This is a genomic window from Flavobacteriales bacterium, assembly GCA_016699575.1.
Lineage (GTDB): Bacteria > Bacteroidota > Bacteroidia > Flavobacteriales_F > PHOS-HE28 > PHOS-HE28.
On sequence record CP064979.1, the window covers coordinates 213,779 to 237,787 of the forward strand.

The following is a 24,009-nucleotide window of genomic DNA, read 5'->3' on the forward strand; positions in this document are numbered from 1 at the left end:
GTTTATTGCACAAGCCCGAAAAGAAAGATCAGTGCACCATGGCAAGGGCCAACAAACAGCCGACCAGTACCGCAGCGAAGCGCGACCGATCGATGCGATGCTCCTTGCTGCTCTCGAAGATGATGGTGGTCGCGATGTGCAGGAACATCCCCAACGCCACGCCGAGTGCGGCAGAAAGCGCCTCCTCAAAGTGAGGGCCTATGAACATGCCGAAAGCGATCCCGGCGGGAGCAGCAGCACCAAAAACGGCCAAGTAGCCCCAGGTCATCGGCCCACCGGCATTTGCCGAACGCAGGACCAAAGCCAGGGCTATGGCCACCGGGAAGTGATGCAGCATGACACCCAGTGCGAAAGGCATATCGTTGGCAACCTCCGGCTCGGCGAAGGGCACACCCTCGATGAAGGCGTGCAAGCAGAGACTTACAAGAACAGCAGCGGGCAGCCGACTTCCAGCACCCAGGTGCATGTGCCCGTGCTCCAATCCGCGACTGAAGAACTCGAGAATGACCTGTAACAGGAAACCGGCCAACAACCAAACCCCGGCCTCCTCCCCTGCTTCAAGGATCAGCTCCGGGAGCATGTGCAGCAACGCCACGGCCAGCAGGAACGCTCCACTGAACGAAAGGCTCAGTTTCAGCAGTGCTCCCTGGGGACGCACCCAGAACATCAGCGCTCCGGCCAGCAATGGCACTGCAAAAAGTCCGATGGCGATCCAGGCGGTCATTCAAGTGGTCGTTGGGCCCACAGGATGGCCCGTTCAGAAGTTTCCGGCTCATAGGGTCCACCATCGAAATCGCCGAACACGCCCCGAAGATGAAAGCCTTCCTGTTCGAGAAGGTCCCTGATCTCCGCTGGTGTGAGGGCGATCACGCGCTCCATGAAATGCCGACGGGCATCTTCGTCCTCAACGCGTATGCTCTTTTCAATGAAGCCGTCGTGCACACGTCGGTTGATGACGAAGCGTGTATGGCCAATGGTGCACTCCTCACTTGCCACCAGCGCGCTGATGACCCGTGGCGTGTTCATGAAGTCGATGACCAGGGATCCTCCGGGGCGCAGCGCTTGGAACATGTTATGGACCGCGGCCGTGTCGTCACTTCTCTCATCGAAGTATCCGAAACTGGTAAAGAGGTTCACCACGAGGTCGAAGTCAGCACGGCCAAAGGCCTGACGCATGTCGTGCACTTTGAAAAGCGCCGTCGGAACACGCTCTGCTGCCTCCGCAACGGCCTCAGGGCATATGTCCAAACCCACGGTCACGAGCCCGTTCCCACTGAACCAATGGGCATGACGACCGCGGCCGCACCCTACGTCCAAAACCGCAGCACCTCGCGGCGTTCCGGTCAATCTCAAGATGGCCTCGACCTGGCGCCGGGCCTCACCCTCGTCACGCCGACCATACAGCATCGTGTAGTACGGCGTGCCGAACCAATCGTTGAACCAACCCTTGCGCATCGGGACCGCGAATGTAGGCGCGCACTGCCGAGGTACTTTTGCGCCATGCGCACATTGCTTTGTTGCTTGTTTGCCGGCTTGGTCATCGGTTGCGAGAACGATGATCAAACACCGCTCGCCGAGGATGTGTCCATGGTGGTGGACCATTCCGTGGTCAGTGCACCAGTGGTGTCGGTGTACCCGCTGCTGCGTGCCTTGCGCGCGGGGGAACTGCCGTGGGACTCGCTCCAGGCACATACCTGCGCCACGATCGACAGTATTACCGGCGATACGGCTGCTTTCCCGACCAACGGGCCGATTTCGCTGCATTTGCGCTATCCCGACGGGGGGTGCCTGGATATTGATGGTCGCGATCGCGCCGGCGCACTCACGATCACATTGGAGGAAGTCCTTGGAGAGGCTGCTGGGGCGTTCACTGCTTCGAGCAGTGGTCTTACGGTCACCGGGACCAAGATCCGGTTCGCGATGTCGGGTAATTCGTCCGGGGCCGGTCAAGCGGTGGAACTCGACAGCTGTTTCGTGTGGATCAGCGGCGCGTGGGCACTAAAGACCCAGGGTCTGCTTTCCTACACCATGACGGCAGGCAACACCACCACCGATCACACGGATGACGCATACGTGGTCAACCGCTCCGGCAATGGCCTTGACCGGGACGGCCGCGCTTATTCGGTCAGCACGTCCACGCCGTTGCGCTACGCGCTCGACTGCCCATGGGTGACCGAAGGCAAAGAACTGATCATGCCCAGTGGGCTCGAGCAGCGTGTCCTCGACCACGGCGCAGGCGCTTGTGATGGTTATTCGGGCATCATCCTGAACGGGGACACCATCGGGTTGACAATTCCGTGAATAACTGCCCGCACCCACGTCCAAGGCCCACCTCCCTCACGAGCCTAGCTTTACCCATTGCAAGCGGTATCCAGAAAACCGCCTTTCCATGACGCCCATCCAACTCGAAGGCACCCCGAAAACCCCGACCGTGAACTTCGATGCATCATCGGGTGAATTGGAGATCAGGGGGCGTTCCATCCCTGAGAACAGTCTCGAGTTCTACAAACCACTGATCGATTGGATCGACAAGTACGCCAAGAGCGCCCAGTCGAAAACAACGCTGCGGGTACAACTCGAGTACTTCAATACCAGTAGCAGCAAGTGCATCCTGGACGTCTTCAAGAAGCTGGAGCAGGTGCGTGCTGCCGGCAATGACGTATCCGTCCTTTGGCACTATGAAGCCGACGACGAAGACATGTTGGAAGCCGGCGAGGATTATCAGGCCATCATCAACATCCCCTTCAAGATGATCCAGATCGAGGAAGTGGATGACAAGTCTTGACTACGCCCCGTGCATTCCGGGGCTGCTGAACCGTTTGAGCAACTTGGGGAACAGGTCGGCTTGGAGGGCGGCGAAGAACAGCAGTGTCATCCCCCAAAGCACGAGGACGTTCGCGGCCAACGTGTTGATGCGCCAGCCCAGCAGCAGCTTGGTGGGTGCGTAGAAATGAGCCGAGAACAAGCCGTCTTCCCGGGGGTCTTGGTAGATCGGATCGCTCTTTTGCACCAGCCTTCCCTCAGATTCCACGATCACGTTCACCTCGTTCTTATTGGTCACCGCGTCCGCTAGGCTTTCGTTGCGATAGGAGTCCATCAGCGCGAAATAGGACGACCGCGCCTGTGGGGTTGAGGTCATTTCATGGATACGGCTCTCCTTGGCCCTTTCGGAGGTTTGGTACACGTGCCGGTAATGGCTCGTCAAGGTATTGAGCGCATCATCTACGGCGTCCAGGACGGCTAGGTCAACCCGACCTGGCTGGAGCCGATCCAGTTCAGGGATCTCGAAACCGCTCAACAGGCGTTGCTCCTGCTCCAATTCGCGATGCAGCAATCCAACGCTGTACGCGAGGTCCGTGGTTGATCCCTGCCCCTTCAGCTCCCGGCGGACCTCCTCCACATGGTTCCGCAGTTCGCGTACCCACAGGTCCTTCTTCCAATTGGCGTTCTTCATGCGCTGATCGAACGGGTAGAAATTGCGCTCGTAGTCGTTCACCGTGAACTGCGCCACGGCCATTGCTTCGTAAGCCCACCGACTGGCCATGATGTTACCTATCCAGGGCACGCTCCGTTCGTTGGAGAACCATGGGTGGAGCTTGTCGTACTTTACGATGATCCCGCTGAAGAGCAACTGCGGGATGATGAGCACGGGTATAAGGATGTAGATGACCTTCGCGCTGTTGAAGCTCGCGCTTACGTTCAGGCCAAGGACGTTCGCGAAACATGATGCACTGAAGAGCACCGCCCAGTGCACCAGCGTCATGCCTTGCACACCAAGGATGGTGTTGCCCACGAGCACGAAGAGCAGCGTCTGTATGGCGCTTATGCCGAACATGATGCCCACCTTGCTGAGGATGTAACTGGCACGGCTGAGGCTGAGGAAGCGCTCGCGTTGCAGGATACGCCTGTCCCGGATGATCTCCTCGGCGCTTACGGTAAGGCCGAGGAACAGCGCAACGATCACGGAAATGAACAGGTACTGCGGCAGATTGTCGTTGTGGCGGAACACGAACTCCCCTGCCGATGCATGGTCAGTGCGGAAATACCGAAGGAAGAAGGCCATTACGAAGGCGAGCACGGGCGCCTCCAACAGATTGATGAGAACGTACTGGCGGTTCGCGAGCTTGCTCAACACGTCGCGCTTCCAGAATACGCTGAACTGCTTCATCCATCCCGGTGGTGCGAAGGTGCTCTTGGGAACCTGTGGATTGTCCCTGATGGCCACGGCGTGCGCATCCACTTGCGCTCGGAAAACCTCGTTCCAAGCCTCCGGTCCGATGCGGCGCTGGTCCGTTTCATTGCCGTACTCATCCACCATGCGTGCTTCCAGGATGTCGAAGATCTGCTCCGGGTTCACGTTGCCGCAGACCGCGCATTGGCCTTCGTCGCTGTTCACTTGGCCGGTGACCCGCTTGAAGTACACGACGGCATCCACCGGATCGCCATAGTACACCGGATAGCCTTCCTGGTCCACCATCAACAGACGATCGAACAGTTTGAAGATGTCCGATGAAGGTTGGTGGATGACCACGAAGATCAAGCGGCCCTTCAGCGCAAGCTCCTTCAGAAGGTCCATGATGTTCTCACTATCGCGCGAGCTCAGGCCACTGGTTGGTTCGTCCACAAAAAGGACACTGGGCTCACGGATCAGCTCCAGGGCAATGTTCAGACGCTTGCGTTGTCCGCCGCTGATCGTCTTTTCAAGTGGATTGCCCACCTTCAGGTCTTTCGTGTCGTACAGCCCCAACGTGTGCAGCAGGCGATGCACGCGTTCGCTGACCTGGCCATCATGGAGATCGCCGAAACAGAGCTTGGCGTTGTAGAACAAGTTCTGGAACACGGTGAGTTCCTCGATCAGAAGGTCGTCCTGGCTGACATGGCCGATAACACCTCGGATCTTCTCGCGTTCTCCGTGCACGTCGACACCATTGATGGTGACTTTCCCCGACGACGGTTTCAGGCTCCCATTGAGGACACTGAGCAATGTGCTTTTGCCGCTTCCGCTCCCACCCATGATACCGATGAGCTTACCGCTCGTTTCGGCCAGGTGCAGGTTGTGCAGGCCTTTGCGCCCGTTCGGGAAGGCATAGTCGATGCCTTGGGCCTTGAACGTTATGGAAGGAAGGTCACCGTCCTCCATGAACGAGCCCAGGATATCGCTGTAGTAGATGGGCTTGCCGTGCGGGGGCCGGATGGAAGAACCATTGCCGAGCACATAGTGGTGTTCCCGGCCCATCAGTTGTCCGTTCAGCAGCATGCGGCTTTCGCCGTCGTAGCGGGCCAAGTACAACCCGACGCTCGGCAGGTTCAGGACGCGGAGTTCCCCGTCGATGCCATGGGCGTGGAGATGACGGGCCTTTCTTTCGGCCTTCCCGTGGCTACCATCGATGTACAGCAGCTGCGATTGGTCCTCCGATGCAGCACTGCTGCCTTCAACGAAGGCCGTACAGCGCACATAGTCCTCGTTGGCGATGGTGAAGGCATCGGCCACCGTGCTAACGAACTCCCGCTCCTGTTCTCCCACCTCCCCACCGGCATGTATGAACTCGATGAGGTGCACGAGCACAACGAACTTCTGACGGCGCTCGAGTTCCTCGTTCACCTGGGCGCAGATCTTGAGCACCTTAACGCTGTTGAGCGATGTGCGCTTACGACCGTTGCGGCTTTCACCTCCGCTGGACCGGTAGGCCTGGAAATAGGCGTCGAAACGAGCAAGATGGCCCGCTGCCACATCAGAACTGAACTGCTGCTTCAGGAAGCGCTCCACGATGCTCCGCCCGCTCACCCCGGCAGCAGAGGTACCCTCCACCTTGGCGATGATCGCGAACAGCTGCAGTAAAGCCTTGAGTATCTTCTCGCTCATACAGGACACCGCCGCGAACAGCACGCGGAAAGCGCCCTCTGTACGAAGGCTTCCAAGGAAAGTTCCGGGGCGCCTACTTCTTGAACCCGATCATGAGAACCGCACATCCGCTGCCTGCTTTGGCAGGGTCCAATTGTGCTTCAACGCTGACATCAATGGTATTCGCCACCGCAAGGTCCCAATACGGTTCGTTGGCGTGGTCGCGATTGCTGAACAGCACATTCCCCTTCTTGTCCACCACGGTGAAGACAAGGTTCCCATCGCCGGTCCCGCTGCAACCTGCCACCCGGTAGGTGGTGCCGCCGAACAAAGTCAGGTCGAATTCAGCGGTCTCGTCGCCATTGAGCAAAGTCCGATAGAACTGACCATCGGGTATGTACTGCTCAGTAATGTGCCGTTGGCAGTTCAAAGCAATGGGGTCGCAGATGGCCCCGGTCTGGGCTGAAGCTCCGAGGAGCAGCGCGGAAGCGGCAACTGTTAGGGTCGTGCGCATGTTCAAGCAAGCATGGTGTTCCGAAGTTGCGTCACCTTGGTCGCGATAGCGTTCAGCTGCTCACCGGTGATGGTAACGGTCCGGGTGGAATTGATGTAAGTGGTTCTCGCGGCCGCATCCGTCACTGGCTCAGCGTATTCATAGGTCAACGTGATCCCGGCGAACATTTCCTGGAGTTCTTTCAGCCCGGTAAGCAAGGTGCCGACTTCCTGTTGACCATCGATCGCACCGATGAGGTCCACCAGGTTGTTCAACGTGGTCTTTTGCTCCCCGATCCGATCGGCGATCCCTTGGTCCTTGAGGGCACCCGGGCTGGCCGTGGACAGATAAAGCGATTCGATGAAGCCACCCGTGAGCACCAGCACACTAATGTCGTCACTAGCATTGTTCTTCAGGTACTGATCCGCCGACCGATAGGCCGCGCTGCCTAACACCAACAAGCTATCCTCGTTGTTCAGGTTGTCCTTGAACCGTTTCAAAAGTGGTTGATCGAAGGCATTGCCCACATTGAGCGAACGGCCCAAGGTTTCAATGGCTTGGAGCGTGCTCACAGCCCGCTGGGCGTCCTTATATGTGGTCACATACGCGAGATCGGCACCGAAGACACCCATTGCCAAGGCCTTGCCTGACCGCGTGGCAACCTGCTGCGCCTTCTCCAACGGCATGGCGAGCCCTTGATCGTAGGGCAGTTCGAGCTTCCTGATCAACAACGCGGACTGCACCGGGCTAGGAACGCTGAACAGCTTTCCGTTCACCTTCAGCACGCTGGATACGGAATTGGTATCCACTGACAATGAATCAGAGCCCCCGATGTTTCCATTTGTCGGTCCGGGGTCACCGCAACCCGCCAAGGCAAACGGCAAGGCAACAGCAGCGCATTTCAGGTAAGGATGCAATGTCATGTGGAGGGGCTTTCCTTCGACGTTCGGCGACGAAAGTACCCGCCCCTATGCCCGTTACTGACACGGTATCCCGGCCGCGATCCACAGGGTTATCCACAACTCCCTACCAGTTCAGGGCCTTCTTGTAGTAACGAGGAAAGCGCACTGTTGCACGCAAGCGGTGGTAGTACAGCTGCCACCGCGGGGTGGAAAGGTCATATACCTCTTCAGGCAACTCAGTGGCCCTCGCCGGCGCCGGGGGGGTCTTGCTCTGCTTACTGGCCATGGTCAGTGGTATTGCCTTAATGACAATACCAAGCCGTTCGGCGCTGCCCAGCATCAGAACGAAAAGTACAATGCCCTATACGGGTCAGGCACTATCGCAGCAGGGTCACATGGCCCAGATGCTCCTGCACCTCACCACTGATCCCTTGCACGCGGAACCAATAGGTGTAAACCCCTTCGGGTGCTTCCACTCCTCCTGCCGTGCCGTCCCACTTGCCGAAGAGTTCATCGGTGTCATGAACCAGTTCGCCCCAGCGGTTGAAGATCCGCATGTGGTAAGTGGCAAAACCCACACCGGCACCGAAAAACGCCTCGTTCGTGCCATCACCATCGGGGGTGAATGCGTTGGGCGCGTAGAAATGCAGTTCAGGATCAATGAGGATGCTGCGGTAGGTCGTGTCCACACAACCCAGATCGTCGACGATGGCCAACATCACTTCGTACATGCCCGCAGCAGGGTACACAACAAGCGGGTTCTGCTCCGCACTGACCAGGTCGGGGTACTCGAAATCCCAGGACCATGCAGTCGCGCCCACGCTCTCATCAAGGAATTGCACGGGGAAGTTCTCCACATAAACGCTACCGGTGTAGCTGAAGGCCGCAACGGGCGCATTCACTCCAACGGTGACATCGTCGCTGGCACTGATACCGCATCCATCGGTGGCGATGACCGTGTACGAACCGTTGCCCGACGGAGCGATGGGGTTTTCCGGGCCAATGACCGTATTGTCCCAGATGTACGTATAGGCTCCTGTGCCGAACGATGCCAAGGCGCTCAAGAACGCCGTATCACCGCGACAGGTGCTCGTATCTGCGCTGGTTACGACCACAATGGTGTCGTATTGCACCACCACGCTTACATCGTCATTGGCGACAAGCCCGCAATTGTCAGTAACGACCACGGTCCATGATTGGGTAGTTGGCGGGGCCACGCTGACAGTTGGATCCGTGCCAAGGCCGCCGCTCCACATGTAGCTGTAGGGTACCGTTCCACCCGTGGTCGTTGTGCTCAGGTCCACGGGGCTTTCAGGGCAGAAAACCGTCGTATCAGGGGTGATAACCACCACCAATGGGTCCGGAACTGGCACGGTTACCGTCGCATCCCCGATCACAGTATGCACGCCACAAGCATCAGTAACCGTGAGCGTGTACGTGGTGGTGGCCGGTGGCGCTACCCAATCACCCGTTGTGCCGTCTGCAATGGTCTGGCCCCAATCGAGCATCAGCGCTCCAAAACCACCCGAGGCCACACCACTGACGAACACACTGTCGTTGCAGGGCAGTGTCGTGTCGTTGCTCATCACCAAATTGATGGGCGGCGCGTCGTCGATGTAGAAGTAAAGGAAGGTGCTATCCACCCCACAATTGCCGTTCGCGATAGCGATCAACTCAACAAGTTCGGGGCCTTCGGTGACGGCATCAAGCGTTGCGGTGATCACGACCAACAGGCTGTCTTCACCTGGCAGGAAGGTGAACTGGTTGGCCACGTTGTTGTAATCCGTGCCTTCAATTGCCGCTCCGCCCGTGATGAATTGAACATCTTCCTGCTGGGAAAGGTCACCAGCACGGGTGAGGTACAAGGTAGCTTGACCACAGCCTTCGTAAATGGTACTGTCCTGGCCACCGGCGTCGATCTGGGTGCTCAGGCTCACCGCGTTGCTCTGAAAGCTGCCAGCTTCAAGGAAAACTGCGCTGTCCCACCCCGTGTCACCTACGTCTGCAATGGCCAATTTGATGTGATAGGTCTGCCCGCATTGCACTTGAGCCTGCGCTGAAAGCACCACCGTGAACCCATCGTACTGAACCGTAGGCCCAATAGGGTTGTTCTGAACATAGTAGCTGCTGTTTGCCGTCCAGTTCGGGTCAAACGCATCACAATTGGTGGATGTGTACAAGCCGCCCGGCACGCCGATATTCACTGTGTTGATGGCCACGGGAACGTTGGTCCCTGGGACTAGTGCAATGTTGGCCGCGTTGTTGGAGTACGGTCCACTGATGCCTGGTCCGCTCAAAAAGAAAGCGAACACATCCGTGACGGTGCCGCACACGTACTCGTCGTACTCCTCACTGGCGAGCACGAAATTGAACGCGAGAGAATCACCCGTTGGAACGAAATCAAACTCAAGAATGGCCCGGTCGTGAGTGGTCCCTGGAACGGGAAGGATCGCGACAATACTGTCCAGGTCGGGGTCACCGATACCCCAATTCCCCCCACCCAATGTCATCCCGCCCGCATTGTTCGGGCCAGGAGCCACCGTGATACTGCCCGATGCCATGATCATCCCAGCACCCATTCCGATATTGCTCGCCGCACCATTGAAGGTGCCAAGTTGGTCGGGGTCGCCTAGAAAGGTGATGTTGCTTGCTGTTACCCCAGGGCCGAGCAACACGGTCTGCACGATCTGTTGGGGAGTGAGCGTGTTGTTGACGGTGAGCTGGGCACTGCCGACGGTGGTGACCACCAAGGCGGTCGAAACGAGGAATGGCCTGAGGGTCTGCTTGTTCACCGGCGGTGAATTTAGGCCGTGGGCCATGCAGTGGGAAACTGGTTCTCCACAAGCTTGCCAACCTAACGGCGTGCGCAGGACGCACTTCCGCCTTCCTTCGTGGCCCCGCCCATGAACCGGACGCCCCAAAGCCAGCAGGAACAGTTGTTCGCAGAGGTCGTACTGCCGCTACCGTTCGCGGGTGCGCTCACCTATTCCGTACCTGCAGATCTTGCATCGAAGGTTGCGACCGGGCACCGGTTGGTGGTGCCCTTCGGCAAAGGCGAGGGCCGTTTGCTAACTGGCGTCGTGCTGCGCACCCACCAGCAAGCGCCGGTGGGCCACCGTCCTCGCGCTGCCTTGGCCGCTCCTGACGACACGCCGCTTGTGCTCAGTGGTCAATTGAAGCACTGGTTCGACCTCGCCGATTACTACATGTGCAGCTTGGGCGAAGTGATGATGGCCGCCATACCGTCGGTGTTCATGATCAGTAGTGAAACGCGGATCACCACCACGGGCCGCCAACCGAACGAATTGGCGCTCAGCAACCACGCATTGCGGGCGTTGGACATGCTGGGGCAGCAACCGCTCACCACCCTCGACGCATTGCGCGATAGCCTTGGGCCAGCGCTCGCCGCTGCTGCCGTGAACGAATTGGTGCTTGCGGGGGCCGCCACCGTTGACGAAGAATTGAAGGACCGGTCGGCCAAACGCACCGAGCACTACTTGGAGCGCGGCGCACGTGCAGCTGAAGAGAGCACCCTGCACGAGTGGTTCACCGTGCTGGAGAAGAAGGGACTTGACGCGCAATTGCGGGCGCTGATGAAATTCGTTGAGCTGAGCGCATGTTTCACCCCACGTGAGCGTCCGGTGCGGCGAGGCGAACTGCAACGATCCAGTGGTACCGATGCAACCATAGTGAAGCAGCTTGTGGGCAAGGGTGTATTGCGTCTGGTGGAAAAGGAACCGGAGGAGACCGTGAAAGGCCAGGCACTTGAACCGCGTTTGGCCTTTTCCGGGACGCAACAGAAAGCGCTGAACGACCTGCGCGCGGCCTTGCGGGAACATCCTGTTTCGCTCCTGCACGGCGTAACGGCATCCGGCAAAACAGAGCTGTACGTTGAGCTGATGGCCGAAGCCATAGCGAAAGGCGGTCAGGTTCTTTATCTGCTGCCTGAGATCGCGTTGACCACCCAGATCATCGGTCGTTTGAAGAAGCACTTCGGTGAGCGCGTAGCGGTTTACCACTCGCGCCTATCCATGACGGAGCGGGCGGCGATCTGGCGACGGATGGTGGACTCTCCCGACCAAGTGCCCATCGTGCTTGGCGCCCGAAGTGCGGTGTTCCTTCCCTTCCACAACCTGCAATTGGTGGTGGTGGACGAGGAACACGAACCGAGCTACAAGCAACAGGACCCTGCACCACGCTACCACGCGAGGGAAACGGCCATCATGCTCGCGCACAACAGCGGAGGGCGCGTTGTGCTCGGCAGTGCCACGCCCAGTATGGAAAGCCTGTTCAATGCGAAGAACGGCAAGTACGGTTTCGCCGCACTGCTGGAGCGCTTCGGCGATGCCCCTCTGCCGACGATCAAGGTGGTGGACCTTGCCGAGGCCCGGCGCAAGCACCAACTCCGCGGCAGCTTCAGCGTGGATCTCTGCGAGGCCATCGAGGCATCGACCAAAGCGCGCGAGCAGACCATCCTGTTCCAGAACCGCAGGGGCTACGTTCCATTGTGGCAGTGCGAAACCTGCGATTGGACCCCGCAATGCGAGCGCTGCGATGTGAGCCTTACCTATCACAAACGCCGGCACCGGCTGAGCTGCCACTACTGCGGCCGCGAATACGAACCGCCCACGGCCTGCGCCAAATGCGGCAGCCGCCGATTGCGCATGCTGGGCTTGGGAACGGAGAAGGTGGAAGAAGAACTGGCACTTCTCTTCCCTGAGGCCCGCATTGCCCGCATGGACCAGGACACCACGCGCGGCAAACACACCTACCACAAGCTCCTGCGCGATCTGGAAGAAGGTGCGGTGGACGTGCTGGTGGGCACACAGATGGTGACCAAAGGGCTGGACTTCGACCACGTGAACCTTGTGGCCGTTGTGAGCGCCGATGCGCTACTGAAGTTCCCCGATCTACGGGCCCACGAAAGAGCGTTTCAGTTGATGGCGCAAGTGGCGGGCCGTGCAGGACGCCGGAACCGGTCTGGGTTGGTGATGCTCCAGACATTCGACCCCGGGCATCCGGTACTTGGCTTTGTGAAGAACCACGACGTGCTCGGATTCTACGAGCGCGAACTGGAACAGCGGCGCAAGCACCACTACCCGCCCTTCAGCCGCTTGGTGCGCATGACATTGAAACACGCCAAGGAGGACCGGGTGGCCAGCACTGCCGCAGCACTGATGGAAGCGCTGCGCCCGGTGTTCGGGGAGATGGTGATAGGGCCGGAAGTACCGGCCGTTGCGTGGGTGCGCAACCTGCACCTGCGCAACATCATGGTGAAACTGGGTCGTGGATCGCACAAGACCGGCAAAGATGCCCTGCGCGATGCCATCGACAGGGTGTTCGCCGATCGCAAGCACTCACCCGTGCGCATCACCATAGACGTGGATCCGATGTGATCCGAACCGGACCGGGAAGAGTTCACCTTTCTGGAACGTCGCTACCGGCCACGTCGAGCAACGCCTTCCACAAAGCCGTGGCTGGTGCAGGTGCTTCCACCGAAATGACCTTGCCAGAAACGGGATGCTCAAAGGAAAGTGAGCGCGCATGCAGGCCAATGCTCCTGTCCGGTTCTCCGCGCCGCGCGCCGTACTTAACGTCGCCCTTGATGGGAAAACCCGCTGCCGAGCACTGGGCCCGTAGTTGATGGAACATGCCGCCTAACGGTTGAAGGGCCAGCAATGCGTAGCGATCACCCTGGGCCAACTTCCGGTACAGCACGCGAACCTCGCGGCCTGCCGACGGTGCACACGGAACAGCCTTGTGCTTAACAGCATCCTGCTTGAAACGATGTAACCACTCTCCTCGCTCCGGCGGAACTCCGTGCACCACAGCCCAGTACTCCTTCCGAACTGAGCCGGAGGCGAAAGCACCGCTCAATCCGGTCAAGGCCTGCGGGGTCAGAGCAAGAAGCATCACTCCTGAAACGGGCCGGTCCAATCGATGAGGAAGCCCGATCTCCTGCGGTTGCGATGCAAAGCCGGGGACCTTTCCGACAAGTTCCAGAACTGAAGTGTCGCCTGTCTTGTCCGGCTGGGATGGTACACCCGCAGGTTTGAGCACTGCGGCCACATGATCATCGCGCCATAGCACCTCCAAGGGCTTCTCAGTACTGCTCATCCTTGCTTGGGAAGCTACCTGAGCGTACGTCCTCTATGTAGCCGGAAACTGCTCCTGTTATCGTGGTGTGCAGGTCAGCATAGCGCCTCAGGAAGCGAGGATTGAACTCCTTGTTGATGCCGAGCATGTCATGAAGCACGAGCACCTGACCATCAACGCCATTGCCTGCGCCGATGCCAATGATCGGAATACTGACCGAAGCAGCTACTTCCTTGGCGAGTACCGCCGGGATCTTCTCCAGGACAATGGCGAAACAGCCCGCCTCCTCCAACAGCTTGGCATCCTCCTTCAACCGCATGGCCTCGGCTTCTTCCTTGGCACGCACCACGTACGTCCCGAACTTGTAAATGCTCTGTGGAGTAAGCCCCAAATGCCCCATCACCGGGATCCCGGCCGTGAGGATCCTCTCTATTGAACCGATCACCTCACGCCCGCCTTCGAGCTTCACGGCATGTGCACCGCTCTCTTTCATGATGCGGATGGCACTGCTCAGCGCAAGTTTCGTGTTGCCTTGGTAGGTACCGAACGGCAGGTCCACAACGATGAGCGCCCGCTCGCAGCCCCGCACAACAGCGCTCGCGTGGTAGATCATCTGGTCCAGCGTTATGGGAAGTGTGGTCTCGTGGCCAGCCATCACGTTGCTCGCGCTGTCGCCAACCAAGATGACATCGATACCGGCGGCATCCACCAGCCGGGCCAACGAGTAGTCGTAAGCCGTCAGCATGGATATTCGCTTCCCGGCGGACTTCATCTCCAGCAGGACATGGGTGGTGACCCGTTTGGCTTCCTTGTGCGTGCTCATTCTTCCGATTGGGTGCCCAAAGCTATCCGAGGCAAGGCGCACTGCTCATCCCCGCGGGTACAGGAACGGTACAATAGCGACCATGTGCGGCACCTCAACCTATGGGCCCGCGCCTACTTTTGGCCACCTGCTCATGAACCGAATGAAGAAGCACCTTGTGTTGGGCCTATTGGTGGTTGGTAGCCTTGGCTGCAGTACGGAACTGGACGTGTTCGCACCCTACAAGGAGATCCCGATTGTATATGCCACGCTCAGTGTCTCCAAGAACGATCGGCCCACGACAGACCCTTGCCTCGGTACCCAGTTCGAGCCGGAGACGACGCACTACGTAAAGATCAACCGGGCCTTCCAAGGTGATGGGAATGCATTGGCTTACGCCGCCATCCCGGACAGCAACGAGTACAACGACGACCAGTTGATCGATGCCCGGGTTGAACGGTGGTTGAACGGCAGCTTGGTCCATACCTACCAATTGAGAGATACAACGATCCCTGATCGACTGCCAGGTACCTTTCACTACCCCGACCAAAAAGTATACTACTTCAACACGTTCCCACCCGACAAGCTCGATGAAAACAGCGAGTACCGATTTGCGGCAATGATCAAAGGGGTGGAAGTGAGTGCCTCAACTCCAATAGTCAACAACTTCGCAGTGTCCAGCAACGTGCAAAGCGGAACGTTCCGGCCACGGTTCCACAATGGAACGGCCTATCAGGACTATGAATTGATATGGACCAGCGCGCCCGACGGACGTCGCTACGAGGCTTACTACACCTTCTACTACAATGAAGTGCGCAACGGAGTCGGTGAGGTGAAGCAATTCACCAAGAAGATCGGTACGGAGATCACCACGAACACCAACGGGAGCGAGGAACTGGTGGTGACCGTTGTAGGTGAGGACTTCTACCGGACGGTAAAGGACAATGTGCCCGTGGATGCCGGGGTTGAACGTCGCGAGATCTTGGGCGTCCGGTTCCACTGGGCAGTAGCCAGCGACGACTTCCACACCTTTCTGCAGCTGAACGAACCCATTACAGGCATTGTGGAGGACCGCCCGGACTTCACCAACATTACCAACGGTTATGGCATGTTCGTAAGCCGCTACTTCGAGTGGGCCCCAGGCAGTTCGGACAACATTGTTCCGGGCTGTGGCTATCGCCTGCTTCACGACAACAGCCTTGAGGAGTTGGCGTTCGGGCAATACACAGGGGGGCTGGGATTCTGTTCAGCTTACAACGTGAGCGACGGAACACCCTACGAGTGTCCCTAAGCGGTTCTGGCACCGACGGCTGCCGATCTCACTGACCTTCTGGCAGATTTTCGGGGGCCTTCCAAGCAGGTTCTAGCTGTTCTGGCATGGATGTGCGCGTAGCAACCTAACGGCATAGGGGTTGACAACGGCGCTCGCCTGCGGAAAGGCACAACCAGACAACCCTGAACAATGAGCAAGATCATCGGTATCGACTTGGGCACCACCAATAGCTGCGTAGCCGTAATGGAAGGCAGTGAACCCGTGGTGATCGCCAACAGCGAGGGCAAGCGCACCACCCCCAGCATCGTGGCGTTCATCGAAGGCGGTGAGCGCAAAGTGGGCGACCCGGCCAAGCGCCAAGCCATCACGAACCCACGGAACACGATCTATTCCATCAAACGCTTCATGGGCAACTCGTTCGACGAGAGCTCCAAGGAGGCTGGCCGTGTTCCTTATGAAGTTGTTCGCGGTGAGAACAACACGCCCCGCGTGAAGATCGCTGACCGCCTGTACACACCACAGGAGATCAGCGCCATGGTCCTTCAGAAGATGAAGAAGACCGCCGAAGACTACCTGGGTACTTCGGTGAGCGAGGCGGTGATCACCGTTCCTGCCTACTTCAACGACGCACAGCGCCAAGCCACCAAGGAAGCCGGCGAGATCGCTGGTCTGAAGGTGCGCCGGATCATCAACGAACCCACTGCTGCTGCACTCGCCTACGGCTTGGACAAAAAGCACAAGGACATGAAGGTTGTGGTGTTCGATTGCGGCGGCGGCACCCACGACGTAAGCGTGCTTGAACTGGGCGATGGCGTGTTCGAGGTGAAAGCCACGGATGGCGATACGCACCTGGGCGGTGACGACTTCGATCAGTGCATCATCGATTGGTTGGCCGAGGAGTTCAAGAACGACGAAGGCATTGACCTGCGCAAAGACCCCATGGCCCTGCAGCGCCTGAAGGATGCCGCCGAGAAAGCGAAGATCGAACTCAGCAGCACCACCAGCAGCGAGATCAACCTGCCGTACATCATGCCGGTGAACGGCATCCCGAAACACTTGGTCCGCAGCCTGAGCCGCGCCAAGTTCGAGCAACTGGTGGACACCTTGGTGAAGCGCACCATCGCCCCGTGCGAAAGCGCATTGAAGAACGCAGGCCTTACCACAAGCCAGATCGATGAGGTGATCCTCGTTGGTGGCAGCACGCGCATCCCGGCAATCCAGGAAGCCGTGAAGAAGTTCTTCGGCAAGGAGCCCAGCAAAGGCGTGAACCCCGATGAGGTTGTGGCCGTGGGTGCCAGCATCCAAGGCGGTGTGCTCACCGGCGATGTGAAGGATGTGCTGCTGTTGGACGTTACTCCCTTGAGCCTCGGCATCGAGACCATGGGCGGTGTGATGACCAAGCTCATCGAGGCCAACACCACCATCCCGACCAAGAAGAGCGAAACGTTCAGCACGGCCAGTGACAACCAACCCAGCGTGGAGATCCATGTGCTACAGGGTGAACGGCCCATGGCAAGCGGCAACCGCACGATCGGTCGCTTCCATTTGGACGGTATTCCACCAGCTCCGCGTGGCATCCCTCAAGTAGAGGTCACCTTCGACATCGACGCCAATGGCATTCTTCACGTGGGGGCCAAGGACAAGGCCACTGGGAAAGAGCAGAGCATCCGCATTGAGGCTAGCAGCGGTTTGAGCAAGGACGATATCGAAAAGATGAAGAACGAGGCTGCCGCGAACGCCGATAGCGACCGCATGGCAAGGGAGAAAGCCGACAAACTGAACGCCGCCGACAGCCTCATTTTCCAAGTGGAGAAGCAGATGACGGAATTCGGCGACAAGCTTCCGGCCGACAAGAAAGCCCCGGTGGAAAACGCTTTGGCCGAATTGAAGAAGGCCCACAGTGCACAGGACCTCACTGGTATCGACGCCGCGATGAACCAGTTGAACACTGTTTTCCAAGCAGCTGGACAGGAAATGCATGCAGCCGCGCAACAAGCCCAACAGAACGGCGGTGCGGCGAACAGCAGTTCCACGGCCGATACTGAAGTCACCGATGTTGACTTCGAGGAGGTAAAGGACGGCAAGAACTGATCAGTGCGGACCAAGAGGAACGGCCGGTAGGTTCAACCTACCGGCCGTTGCATTGTGATGGTGCTCCCCGTGTTCGTTCAAAGGGTTCGCGTGCCATGGACCTTTCCGTCCACGTATGTGTCCTCTGAAACGGGTTTGCCGCTGGCGTCGAAGTGTTTCCAGATACCCACGCGCACGCAGTCCTGGCGATCGGGAACGAACCGTGATCGACCCACGGTACGCAGCACGCCGTTGGGCCAATACTCTTTGGCCTCCAGTTCATTGTTGCGCTTGTCCACGAGCATCAGCGTACTGATCGGCTTGCCGTCCGGTTGGTAGAGATTCATCTTCAGATACCAAGGCTCGCTCTTGTGCTTGGCCTGTTCGTAGCGGACCTGCCCGTTCGTGTAATGGTCTTCCCATTCCAGCACCTCACCCTTGAAGTACTTCACCAACGTCCTGACCTGCCCATTGGTGTGGTATGTGGTCAATGCCCCCCTGAACGTATCGGTGGTCCGGAACTCCCGCTCCAGTTTGCCATCCGGGTGGAAGTTCTTGTACACCAGCAGTTGGCCATCTTGATAGAATCCTCTGTGCTTCACCACCCCGTTGGGGTGCTTGTCCTCCACCCAACCGGAGCACGCATAGCCCTGGCAGAGCCTTACGCTGTCGCCCTTCGAAACAGGGTTCAACCGCTCATAGTCATTGATGACCGTCACGTCATCCAAGAACTCCGCTGCGACCGCCTGATAGTCGTCCGCAAGGAGCAATGAGTCGGGTTGACCTGCACATGCCAAGGCCACTGTTGCACAGCCAAGGGTCAATTGGAGCTTTACGAGCATGCCCGTTCTACGGACCAGGAAAGCGGGAGTTACGGCCACCACGGCGGTTCCACACCCCGGAAAAGGACTCTCACGGATCCCGGACGGTCACTCACACACCGAAAGTTATCAACAAGCCATTGTGTCCGTGTTGAACGGTTCTCTACTTTCCCGGCCGTTTACCACCAAACCGTTCAACCAAAACCTGACCTATGAGAAGAAAGTACCTAGCCCTAGGAACGCTGCTCGTTGCTGGATCACTTACGTGGTCGAGCACACTTCGAGCACAAGGCGAGACCTGTATCACGGCGGCTGTTGTGGCACCGGGTGTCGGAATCGTTGCTGATGGACCGGCCACAGGTGGTGGCAACAGCACTGTCTGCAATACCGGAGGCACCAATGCGGATTGGTACGTCTTCACCACCGGCACCGGTGGCATCATCAACGATATCAACTCTTGCGGCGGTGGGGGTGATACACGGGTATCGGTGTACAATGGCAACGGTGGTTGCGGCGCGTTGACCTGCCTTGGTTCCAATGATGATTTCTGCGACCGCGGCGATGGGAATTTCTTTGCCAGCCAGGTCACGAACATCAACGTACCGGCCGGAACCCATTATATCGAGTGGGACGACCGTTGGGAGGGTACGGGGTTCACTTGGAACTTCACCTTCACGCCTTTCGCCTGCGTGCAACCTGCAGCCACGGTTACCCTGATACCGAACTGTGGAGGCGGTACGTATGACCTTGAGGTGAACGTTACCAGCCTTGGTAGCGCCACATCAGTTGGGCTGGACATCAGCGTAGGCACCGATATCACGGGCATCTCCACGACGGGTATCCAGACATTCACCGGTATTCCTTTGGCCGCCACCCGCAGCATCACCTTGGTACACGAGCAGGATGGTACCTGTAACGTGGCCTTGGGTTCGTTCGTTGATTGCTGCTCGGCAAGCTGCGCTGACGCGGTTGTTGTAACAAGCTTGGGTGCTCAACCTGCTACCGGAACCCTCTATTGTTCTGCTGGCTATAATGCTGCCTGTTTTGCCGGCCCCTTTGCAAGCAAGTGGTACGTCTATACCCCTCCAAGCGACGGTCTGTTGAGCGTAAAGGCTTGCCCTGCCGGCGATACGCGCCTCAGCTTGTTCGACGGGACTGGTGGATGCGGTGCGCTGACGTGCCTGGCCAGCAACGATGATGATAACGATCTGGCATGCCAAGCAAACGGCTTTGCAAGCAGCGTCATCGATGTACCTGTAACGGGTGGAACTCCTTACTATATCCAGTGGGACGCCCGCTGGAGTACGGCGAGCGTGGCCAACTGGACAGTGAACTTCGCTGCGTGCACGCCACCAGCCGGTACGGTAACGCTGATCGAGAACTGTGGTGGTGGAACTTATGACCTGCAGGTGGACATCACCTCATTGGGCAGTTCGGTGGACGTGGATATTGATGTCACCCCTGGAACGGACATCCTGAACATCAACGCGACCGGGATCCAACTCATCTCCGGCATTCCCATTGGTACCGTCACGAACGTTGTTCTGCGCGCCGATGATCCGCTTTGCGATGTGGACCTCGGAAGCTTCACGGATTGCTGCAACGGAACTTGTGCGAACGCCGCAGTTGCGGTGGTAGGCACGAACACCACAGGCGCGCTGGATTGCGGTGCCGGTGCCTCGAACGCGGGTGGAATGGGTGGTGTGGCCACCGATGCACGTTGGTTCACCTTCGCTCCTCCCAGCACTGGTCAAATGACCGTTAGCAGTTGCGGATCCGGAATTGATACCCGGGTTTCCATATTCACCGGCCCCTGTGGCGGTCAGGCATTGGTTGGTGCGAACGACGATAGCGGTGTTTGTGCATTTACCCTGGAGTCGAACGTCGCGAATATCCCAGTGACGGGTGGCACAACCTACTACATTGAGTGGGATGACCGTTGGAGCAGCACCGGGTTCGACTGGGACCTCTCCTATGTTAGCTGCACCCCGCCCACGGCGACTGGCAGCAGCACGGACAACTGCGGCGCCGGAACCTTCACGGTGGATGTGGATGTGACGAGCCTCGGCAGCAGCGTTGAACTCCAGATCGAAAGCGACCTGAACGGTATTGAGGTAGCCAGCGTACTGGCCACCGGTATCGTCAGCATCCCGACGGCCTACACCGCTGGCACGCCAGTGACCATCACCCTGCGCTCCACGAGCGACGCGAACTGCTCTTTGGTAGTTGGCACCTTCGGTGATTGCTGCTCCGGTTCTTGCGTCGGGGCTGTTCCTGCCTCCCTCGGAACCAACACGAACTTGGCAATTGATTGCGGCGCTGGTGCCAGCAATGCACTCGCCACCGGCGCTGTTAACGCCCGCTGGTGGACTTGGACACCTGCATCGAACGGTTTGGCCGTCGTAAGTGCCTGCAACCCGCCGAACACCACCAACTTCGATACGCGTGTAACGGTTCACACCGGCACCTGCGGCTCATTGACCTTGGTCGGCGGCGATGACGATGCCTGCACCAACCCAGGGTTCGGATCGACGTTCGGCTGGTTGGCCAATGCAGGCACCACCTACTACATTGAGTGGGATGACCGCTGGGACGGCACCGGGCACGATTGGGACCTGAGCCTGACACCTTGCGTGGCACCTGCGAACGACGAATGTTCATTGGAGAACCCATCGGCCAACCAATTGAACATCGGCGGCAGCATCAATTATGCTGGCAACGCGAACTGCGCCAATGATGAACTTGGCATTGCCAACATCTTCGGTGTAACGGGTTATGTGTGGGCGAGCTTCGAGTTGATGGCCTGCTCTGATGTGGTGATCGACTATTGCGGTACCACACAGTTCACTACGGGTGCATTGAACATGTACACCGATTGCAGCGGCACGAACCCTGTGAACTCGCAGAGCTTCAACTTCACCACTTGCGGTGATGGCAACCCCAGCATTTTCTACAACAGCCTGAACCCGGGCGTGTACTACTATCCTGTGCTGTGGGCTGTTAGCTTCCCCAGCCCGACCTACAACATCAACATTTCAGCAAGCGCACCTGTGGTGCCCTGCACGCCGAACATCTGTGCAGTAGCTGAACCCATCACCTGCGGTGGTGCAGTAAGCGGTACCACGGTTAGCAACACGGCCACGCAAGGCCCCAGCGTTTGCCTGCCGAACCATACCGCACCTGGTGCTGATGCGTGGTACTACGTTGATGCATTGACCAGCGAGGTGTACAATGCGACCACGTGCCTTGGCACTGCCTATAACAGCATGATCACTGTCTATGACGGTGGTGCTTCGCCCGGCAACTGCGGCGCACTGGTTTGCCTGACCGGTAACGACGACAACTGCGGTGTTGGCACGAATACCCCGAGCGAAGTGAACTGGGCAGCCGTTGCCGGCAACCGCTACTACATCGCCGTGCACGGACCGAGCGGTTTCGTGAACAGCACGGGTGCGTTCACGCTGAACTTGACCTGCGCTCCTGCTACTTGTCCTGCTCCGATCAACGACGAGTGCGGCATCCTTGCCACCTCGCTCACCCCTGTTCTGGGCGACGGCAGTGGCCTTCCTGTGGCATCCACCAATTGTGGTGCATTCGCTGACGCCAACCCCAGCTGCGATGTTGACCTCAGCTTCGTACCGGCCGCGGGCCGTGCGCAAGGTGTTTGGTTCACCTTCAATACGGGTGTGAACGAGTACATGAACCTCACGCTGCAGGACGACGACCTGGGTCCCTACACGGCCACGGCGTTGAGCTATGCCCTGTACAGCGGTACGTGCGGTGCGCTCGTTGAAGTGGATTGCAACAATGCTGGCGAAGGCACGAATGCGTTCCCGCAATTGACCCAGAACACCGACTACTACCTCATGGTGCACAACCAAGGCGGTATCGGAACGGAGGGCACGTTCGGCATCCTGCTCGAGTTCCCCGCGCAGAATGATGCAGCCGTTACGGCTGTTCTCGCACCGAGCGGTAACCTCTGCACGACAACAGTGGCGCCCCAAGTAACCGTGCTCAACAATGGTCAACAACCGCTCACAAGCCTCACCGTCACCTACGACTTGGATGGTGGTACTCCCGTGGTGACGAACCTGACCTTTGCCCCTGCGCTCACCTACGGCCAGAGCCAGAACGTGAACCTGACATCGAGCATTACGACGGCCGGGCCGCACACGTTGAACGTTGCATCGAGCAACCCGAACGGTGTGCTTGACGAGATCACCAGCAACGACAGCAACACTGGAGCGTTCACGGTTGATGGCGAAGCGGTGCAGATCGTTATTGTCCAAGACCGTTGGGGCTCTGAGACCACATGGGAGATCTACGATGCTCTGGAGATCGCGCCGATCGCCAGCGGTGGTCCTTACACGGACCTTGGTGCCAATGGAACAGCGAACCAAGTTCATAACCTGTGCTTGCCCCTGACCTTCGGCAATTGCTTCACCATGCGCGTTATCGATGCGTTCGGTGATGGTATGTGCTGTTTGTACGGGATCGGTAACTGGCAAGTGCGTTCACCGAACGGCGACCTGCTCATCACGGATGTATTCCAAGGCAGTGGCACATTGGCGGGCAGCAGCGATAACGGTGGCAGCAATTCACCGAACGCGAACAACCCGACCTACACGGGCCATGAGTTCTGCCTGCCGAAAGGCCCGTCGGACATTGAAGCCGGTGAGTGCAACGTGTTCAACAACACGATGAACAACAAGGTATACACGACCGCAACGGCCGGTACGGGCAACTACATGTTCGAGTTCTTGAACCCGGACTTCGGCTACCGCCGCAGGATCAGTGTACCACAGCGTTACGTGAAGTTCAGCCAATTGCAAACCCAACCCCTCGTGGCCGGTACGCACTACTTCGTGCGCGCACGTCGCGATGCGGGCAACGACGGCTTCTTCAACGACAACTGGGGCAGTGGTTGCGACCTGGCCTTGGATCCGACCCAAGTTCCCGGTTGCGCTCAGCTGATCGACGATGTGGACCTGCCCACTCACAGCTGTGGCGTGACCCGTTCGTTCGGATACAGCGACAAGGTTTGGAGCACGCCGGTCCTCGGTGCTACGCAGTACCGGTTCAAGTTCACCGGCGCGCTCGATCCTGATGGCCCGAATGGTCCTCTCGGTCCTGTGAACGGTGACCGCGTGATCACGCAGGCCAGCTACGTGCGCGTATTGAACTGGACCAACTATGCGCTGATCGAGGGCGAGACGTACAACGTACAGGTGGAAGTGCTCGTTAGCGGAACGTGGAGCGGTTACTGTGGCAACGTGTGCACGGTGACTATCGACAACCCCGCTTTCGCCGGCAACAACCTGAACAGCGCAACGGTGAACGAGACAGGTATGGCCCTGTACCCGAACCCCGTTCGTGATGGCAACGTTACGCTCACCTTGGACGGCTTGACCGGTGAAGAAAACGTGGTGACAGTGGATGTGTTCGATGTGTTCGGTAAGCGCGTGTTCACGCAAACGATCGGCACGGAAGGCGCAACCGCGATCAACACGGTGCTTGAACTCGGTGGTCAGCTCGCGAGCGGCATGTACATGGTGGATGTGACCGCAGGCGAGCAGAAGTTCGTGCAGCGTTTGAGCATCCAATAACGCTGAGTTCCTTTGGGAAAAGCCCGGCCGATATCGGCCGGGCTTTTTTCTTGGGGATGTGTCACTGCTACATTTGACCACCTTTCCAGGTTCGCAAAGGTTCT

The 24,009-nt window shown here is 58.5% G+C and carries 15 protein-coding genes; 6 read left to right on the forward strand and 9 right to left on the reverse strand.

From position 1 onward, the window contains the following. Positions 1 to 28: 28 nt before the first annotated feature. Together IPJ76_01000 and IPJ76_01005 are read right to left on the reverse strand one after the other, a co-directional pair. Positions 29 to 724 carry a ZIP family metal transporter gene (locus IPJ76_01000; GenBank protein QQR86833.1) on the reverse strand — a complete coding sequence of 232 codons (696 nt, stop codon included), beginning with the start codon at positions 722 to 724 and terminating at the stop codon, positions 29 to 31. Continuing rightward, a complete protein-coding gene (locus tag IPJ76_01005; GenBank protein ID QQR86834.1) occupies positions 721 to 1,455 on the reverse strand; it encodes a class I SAM-dependent methyltransferase in 735 nt (244 codons plus the stop codon). Before IPJ76_01005 ends, IPJ76_01000 begins: the two co-directional genes overlap by 4 nt. A gap of 45 nt (positions 1,456 to 1,500) precedes the next feature. On the opposite strand from IPJ76_01005, the gene IPJ76_01010 reads away from it, so the two are divergent. Both IPJ76_01010 and IPJ76_01015 read left to right on the forward strand, forming a co-directional pair. After that, positions 1,501 to 2,301 (forward strand): hypothetical protein, encoded by an 801-nt coding sequence (locus tag IPJ76_01010; protein ID QQR86835.1) that lies wholly within the window; start codon positions 1,501 to 1,503, stop codon positions 2,299 to 2,301. A gap of 88 nt (positions 2,302 to 2,389) precedes the next feature. After that, a complete protein-coding gene (locus IPJ76_01015; protein ID QQR86836.1) occupies positions 2,390 to 2,785 on the forward strand; it encodes a DUF1987 domain-containing protein in 396 nt (131 codons plus the stop codon). On the opposite strand, the gene IPJ76_01020 is transcribed toward IPJ76_01015, so the two are convergent. The 4 genes from IPJ76_01020 to IPJ76_01035 form a co-directional block, all read right to left on the reverse strand. Further along, a complete protein-coding gene (locus IPJ76_01020) occupies positions 2,786 to 5,863 on the reverse strand; it encodes an ATP-binding cassette domain-containing protein (protein QQR86837.1) in 3,078 nt (1,025 codons plus the stop codon). Positions 5,864 to 5,936: 73 nt separating this feature from the next. After that, positions 5,937 to 6,356: a hypothetical protein gene (locus IPJ76_01025; protein QQR86838.1), complete on the reverse strand. Its 420-nt coding sequence runs from the start codon at positions 6,354 to 6,356 to the stop codon at positions 5,937 to 5,939. A 2-nt stretch (positions 6,357 to 6,358) separates the two neighbouring features. Beyond that, a complete protein-coding gene (locus IPJ76_01030) occupies positions 6,359 to 7,144 on the reverse strand; it encodes a hypothetical protein (protein QQR86839.1) in 786 nt (261 codons plus the stop codon). A 470-nt stretch (positions 7,145 to 7,614) separates the two neighbouring features. Continuing rightward, a complete protein-coding gene (locus IPJ76_01035; GenBank protein QQR86840.1) occupies positions 7,615 to 10,056 on the reverse strand; it encodes a choice-of-anchor L domain-containing protein in 2,442 nt (813 codons plus the stop codon). 84 nt (positions 10,057 to 10,140) lie between these two features. Here IPJ76_01035 and priA point away from each other — a divergent pair, with 84 nt between their 5' ends. Then, entirely contained in the window at positions 10,141 to 12,633 is a 2,493-nt protein-coding gene (gene priA, locus IPJ76_01040; GenBank protein QQR86841.1) for a primosomal protein N', read from the forward strand. A 22-nt stretch (positions 12,634 to 12,655) separates the two neighbouring features. Here the strand turns inward: priA and IPJ76_01045 are convergent, their stop codons facing one another. Together IPJ76_01045 and panB are read right to left on the reverse strand one after the other, a co-directional pair. Then, positions 12,656 to 13,354: an RluA family pseudouridine synthase gene (locus IPJ76_01045; protein QQR86842.1), complete on the reverse strand. Its 699-nt coding sequence runs from the start codon at positions 13,352 to 13,354 to the stop codon at positions 12,656 to 12,658. Then, on the reverse strand, positions 13,341 to 14,156 hold the full coding sequence (gene panB / locus IPJ76_01050; GenBank protein ID QQR86843.1) for a 3-methyl-2-oxobutanoate hydroxymethyltransferase: 816 nt from the start codon (positions 14,154 to 14,156) through the stop codon (positions 13,341 to 13,343). The genes IPJ76_01045 and panB overlap by 14 nt, the downstream gene beginning before the upstream one ends. 142 nt (positions 14,157 to 14,298) lie before the next feature. Between panB and IPJ76_01055 the strand changes: the two genes are divergently transcribed. After that, positions 14,299 to 15,426, forward strand: a complete 1,128-nt coding sequence (locus IPJ76_01055) for a hypothetical protein (protein QQR86844.1) — start codon at positions 14,299 to 14,301, stop codon at positions 15,424 to 15,426. A gap of 171 nt (positions 15,427 to 15,597) precedes the next feature. After that, positions 15,598 to 17,499, forward strand: coding sequence for a molecular chaperone DnaK (gene dnaK / locus IPJ76_01060; GenBank protein QQR86845.1), 1,902 nt, complete (start codon positions 15,598 to 15,600; stop codon positions 17,497 to 17,499). 77 nt (positions 17,500 to 17,576) lie between these two features. Here dnaK and IPJ76_01065 read toward each other — a convergent pair whose 3' ends face one another. Next, complete coding sequence (locus IPJ76_01065) at positions 17,577 to 18,320, reverse strand: hypothetical protein (protein QQR86846.1); 744 nt, start codon at positions 18,318 to 18,320, stop codon at positions 17,577 to 17,579. 191 nt (positions 18,321 to 18,511) lie between these two features. Here IPJ76_01065 and IPJ76_01070 point away from each other — a divergent pair, with 191 nt between their 5' ends. Beyond that, complete coding sequence (locus tag IPJ76_01070) at positions 18,512 to 23,905, forward strand: T9SS type A sorting domain-containing protein (protein QQR86847.1); 5,394 nt, start codon at positions 18,512 to 18,514, stop codon at positions 23,903 to 23,905. The last annotated feature ends 104 nt before the right edge of the window (positions 23,906 to 24,009 follow it).

Bases quoted from the DNA above. Each gene is read 5' to 3' on its own strand.
- IPJ76_01000 (QQR86833.1), bottom strand. From the start codon at position 724: ATGACCGCCTGGATCGCCATCGGACTTTTTGCAGTGCCATTGCTGGCC.
- IPJ76_01055 (QQR86844.1), top strand. From the start codon at position 14,299: ATGAAGAAGCACCTTGTGTTGGGCCTATTGGTGGTTGGTAGCCTTGGC.
- dnaK (QQR86845.1), top strand. From the start codon at position 15,598: ATGAGCAAGATCATCGGTATCGACTTGGGCACCACCAATAGCTGCGTA.
- priA (QQR86841.1), top strand. From the start codon at position 10,141: ATGAACCGGACGCCCCAAAGCCAGCAGGAACAGTTGTTCGCAGAGGTC.
- IPJ76_01025 (QQR86838.1), bottom strand. From the start codon at position 6,356: ATGCGCACGACCCTAACAGTTGCCGCTTCCGCGCTGCTCCTCGGAGCT.
- panB (QQR86843.1), bottom strand. From the start codon at position 14,156: ATGAGCACGCACAAGGAAGCCAAACGGGTCACCACCCATGTCCTGCTG.
- IPJ76_01015 (QQR86836.1), top strand. From the start codon at position 2,390: ATGACGCCCATCCAACTCGAAGGCACCCCGAAAACCCCGACCGTGAAC.
- IPJ76_01045 (QQR86842.1), bottom strand. From the start codon at position 13,354: ATGAGCAGTACTGAGAAGCCCTTGGAGGTGCTATGGCGCGATGATCAT.
- IPJ76_01010 (QQR86835.1), top strand. From the start codon at position 1,501: ATGCGCACATTGCTTTGTTGCTTGTTTGCCGGCTTGGTCATCGGTTGC.
- IPJ76_01070 (QQR86847.1), top strand. From the start codon at position 18,512: ATGAGAAGAAAGTACCTAGCCCTAGGAACGCTGCTCGTTGCTGGATCA.
- IPJ76_01035 (QQR86840.1), bottom strand. From the start codon at position 10,056: ATGGCCCACGGCCTAAATTCACCGCCGGTGAACAAGCAGACCCTCAGG.
- IPJ76_01005 (QQR86834.1), bottom strand. From the start codon at position 1,455: ATGCGCAAGGGTTGGTTCAACGATTGGTTCGGCACGCCGTACTACACG.
- IPJ76_01020 (QQR86837.1), bottom strand. From the start codon at position 5,863: ATGAGCGAGAAGATACTCAAGGCTTTACTGCAGCTGTTCGCGATCATC.
- IPJ76_01065 (QQR86846.1), bottom strand. From the start codon at position 18,320: ATGCTCGTAAAGCTCCAATTGACCCTTGGCTGTGCAACAGTGGCCTTG.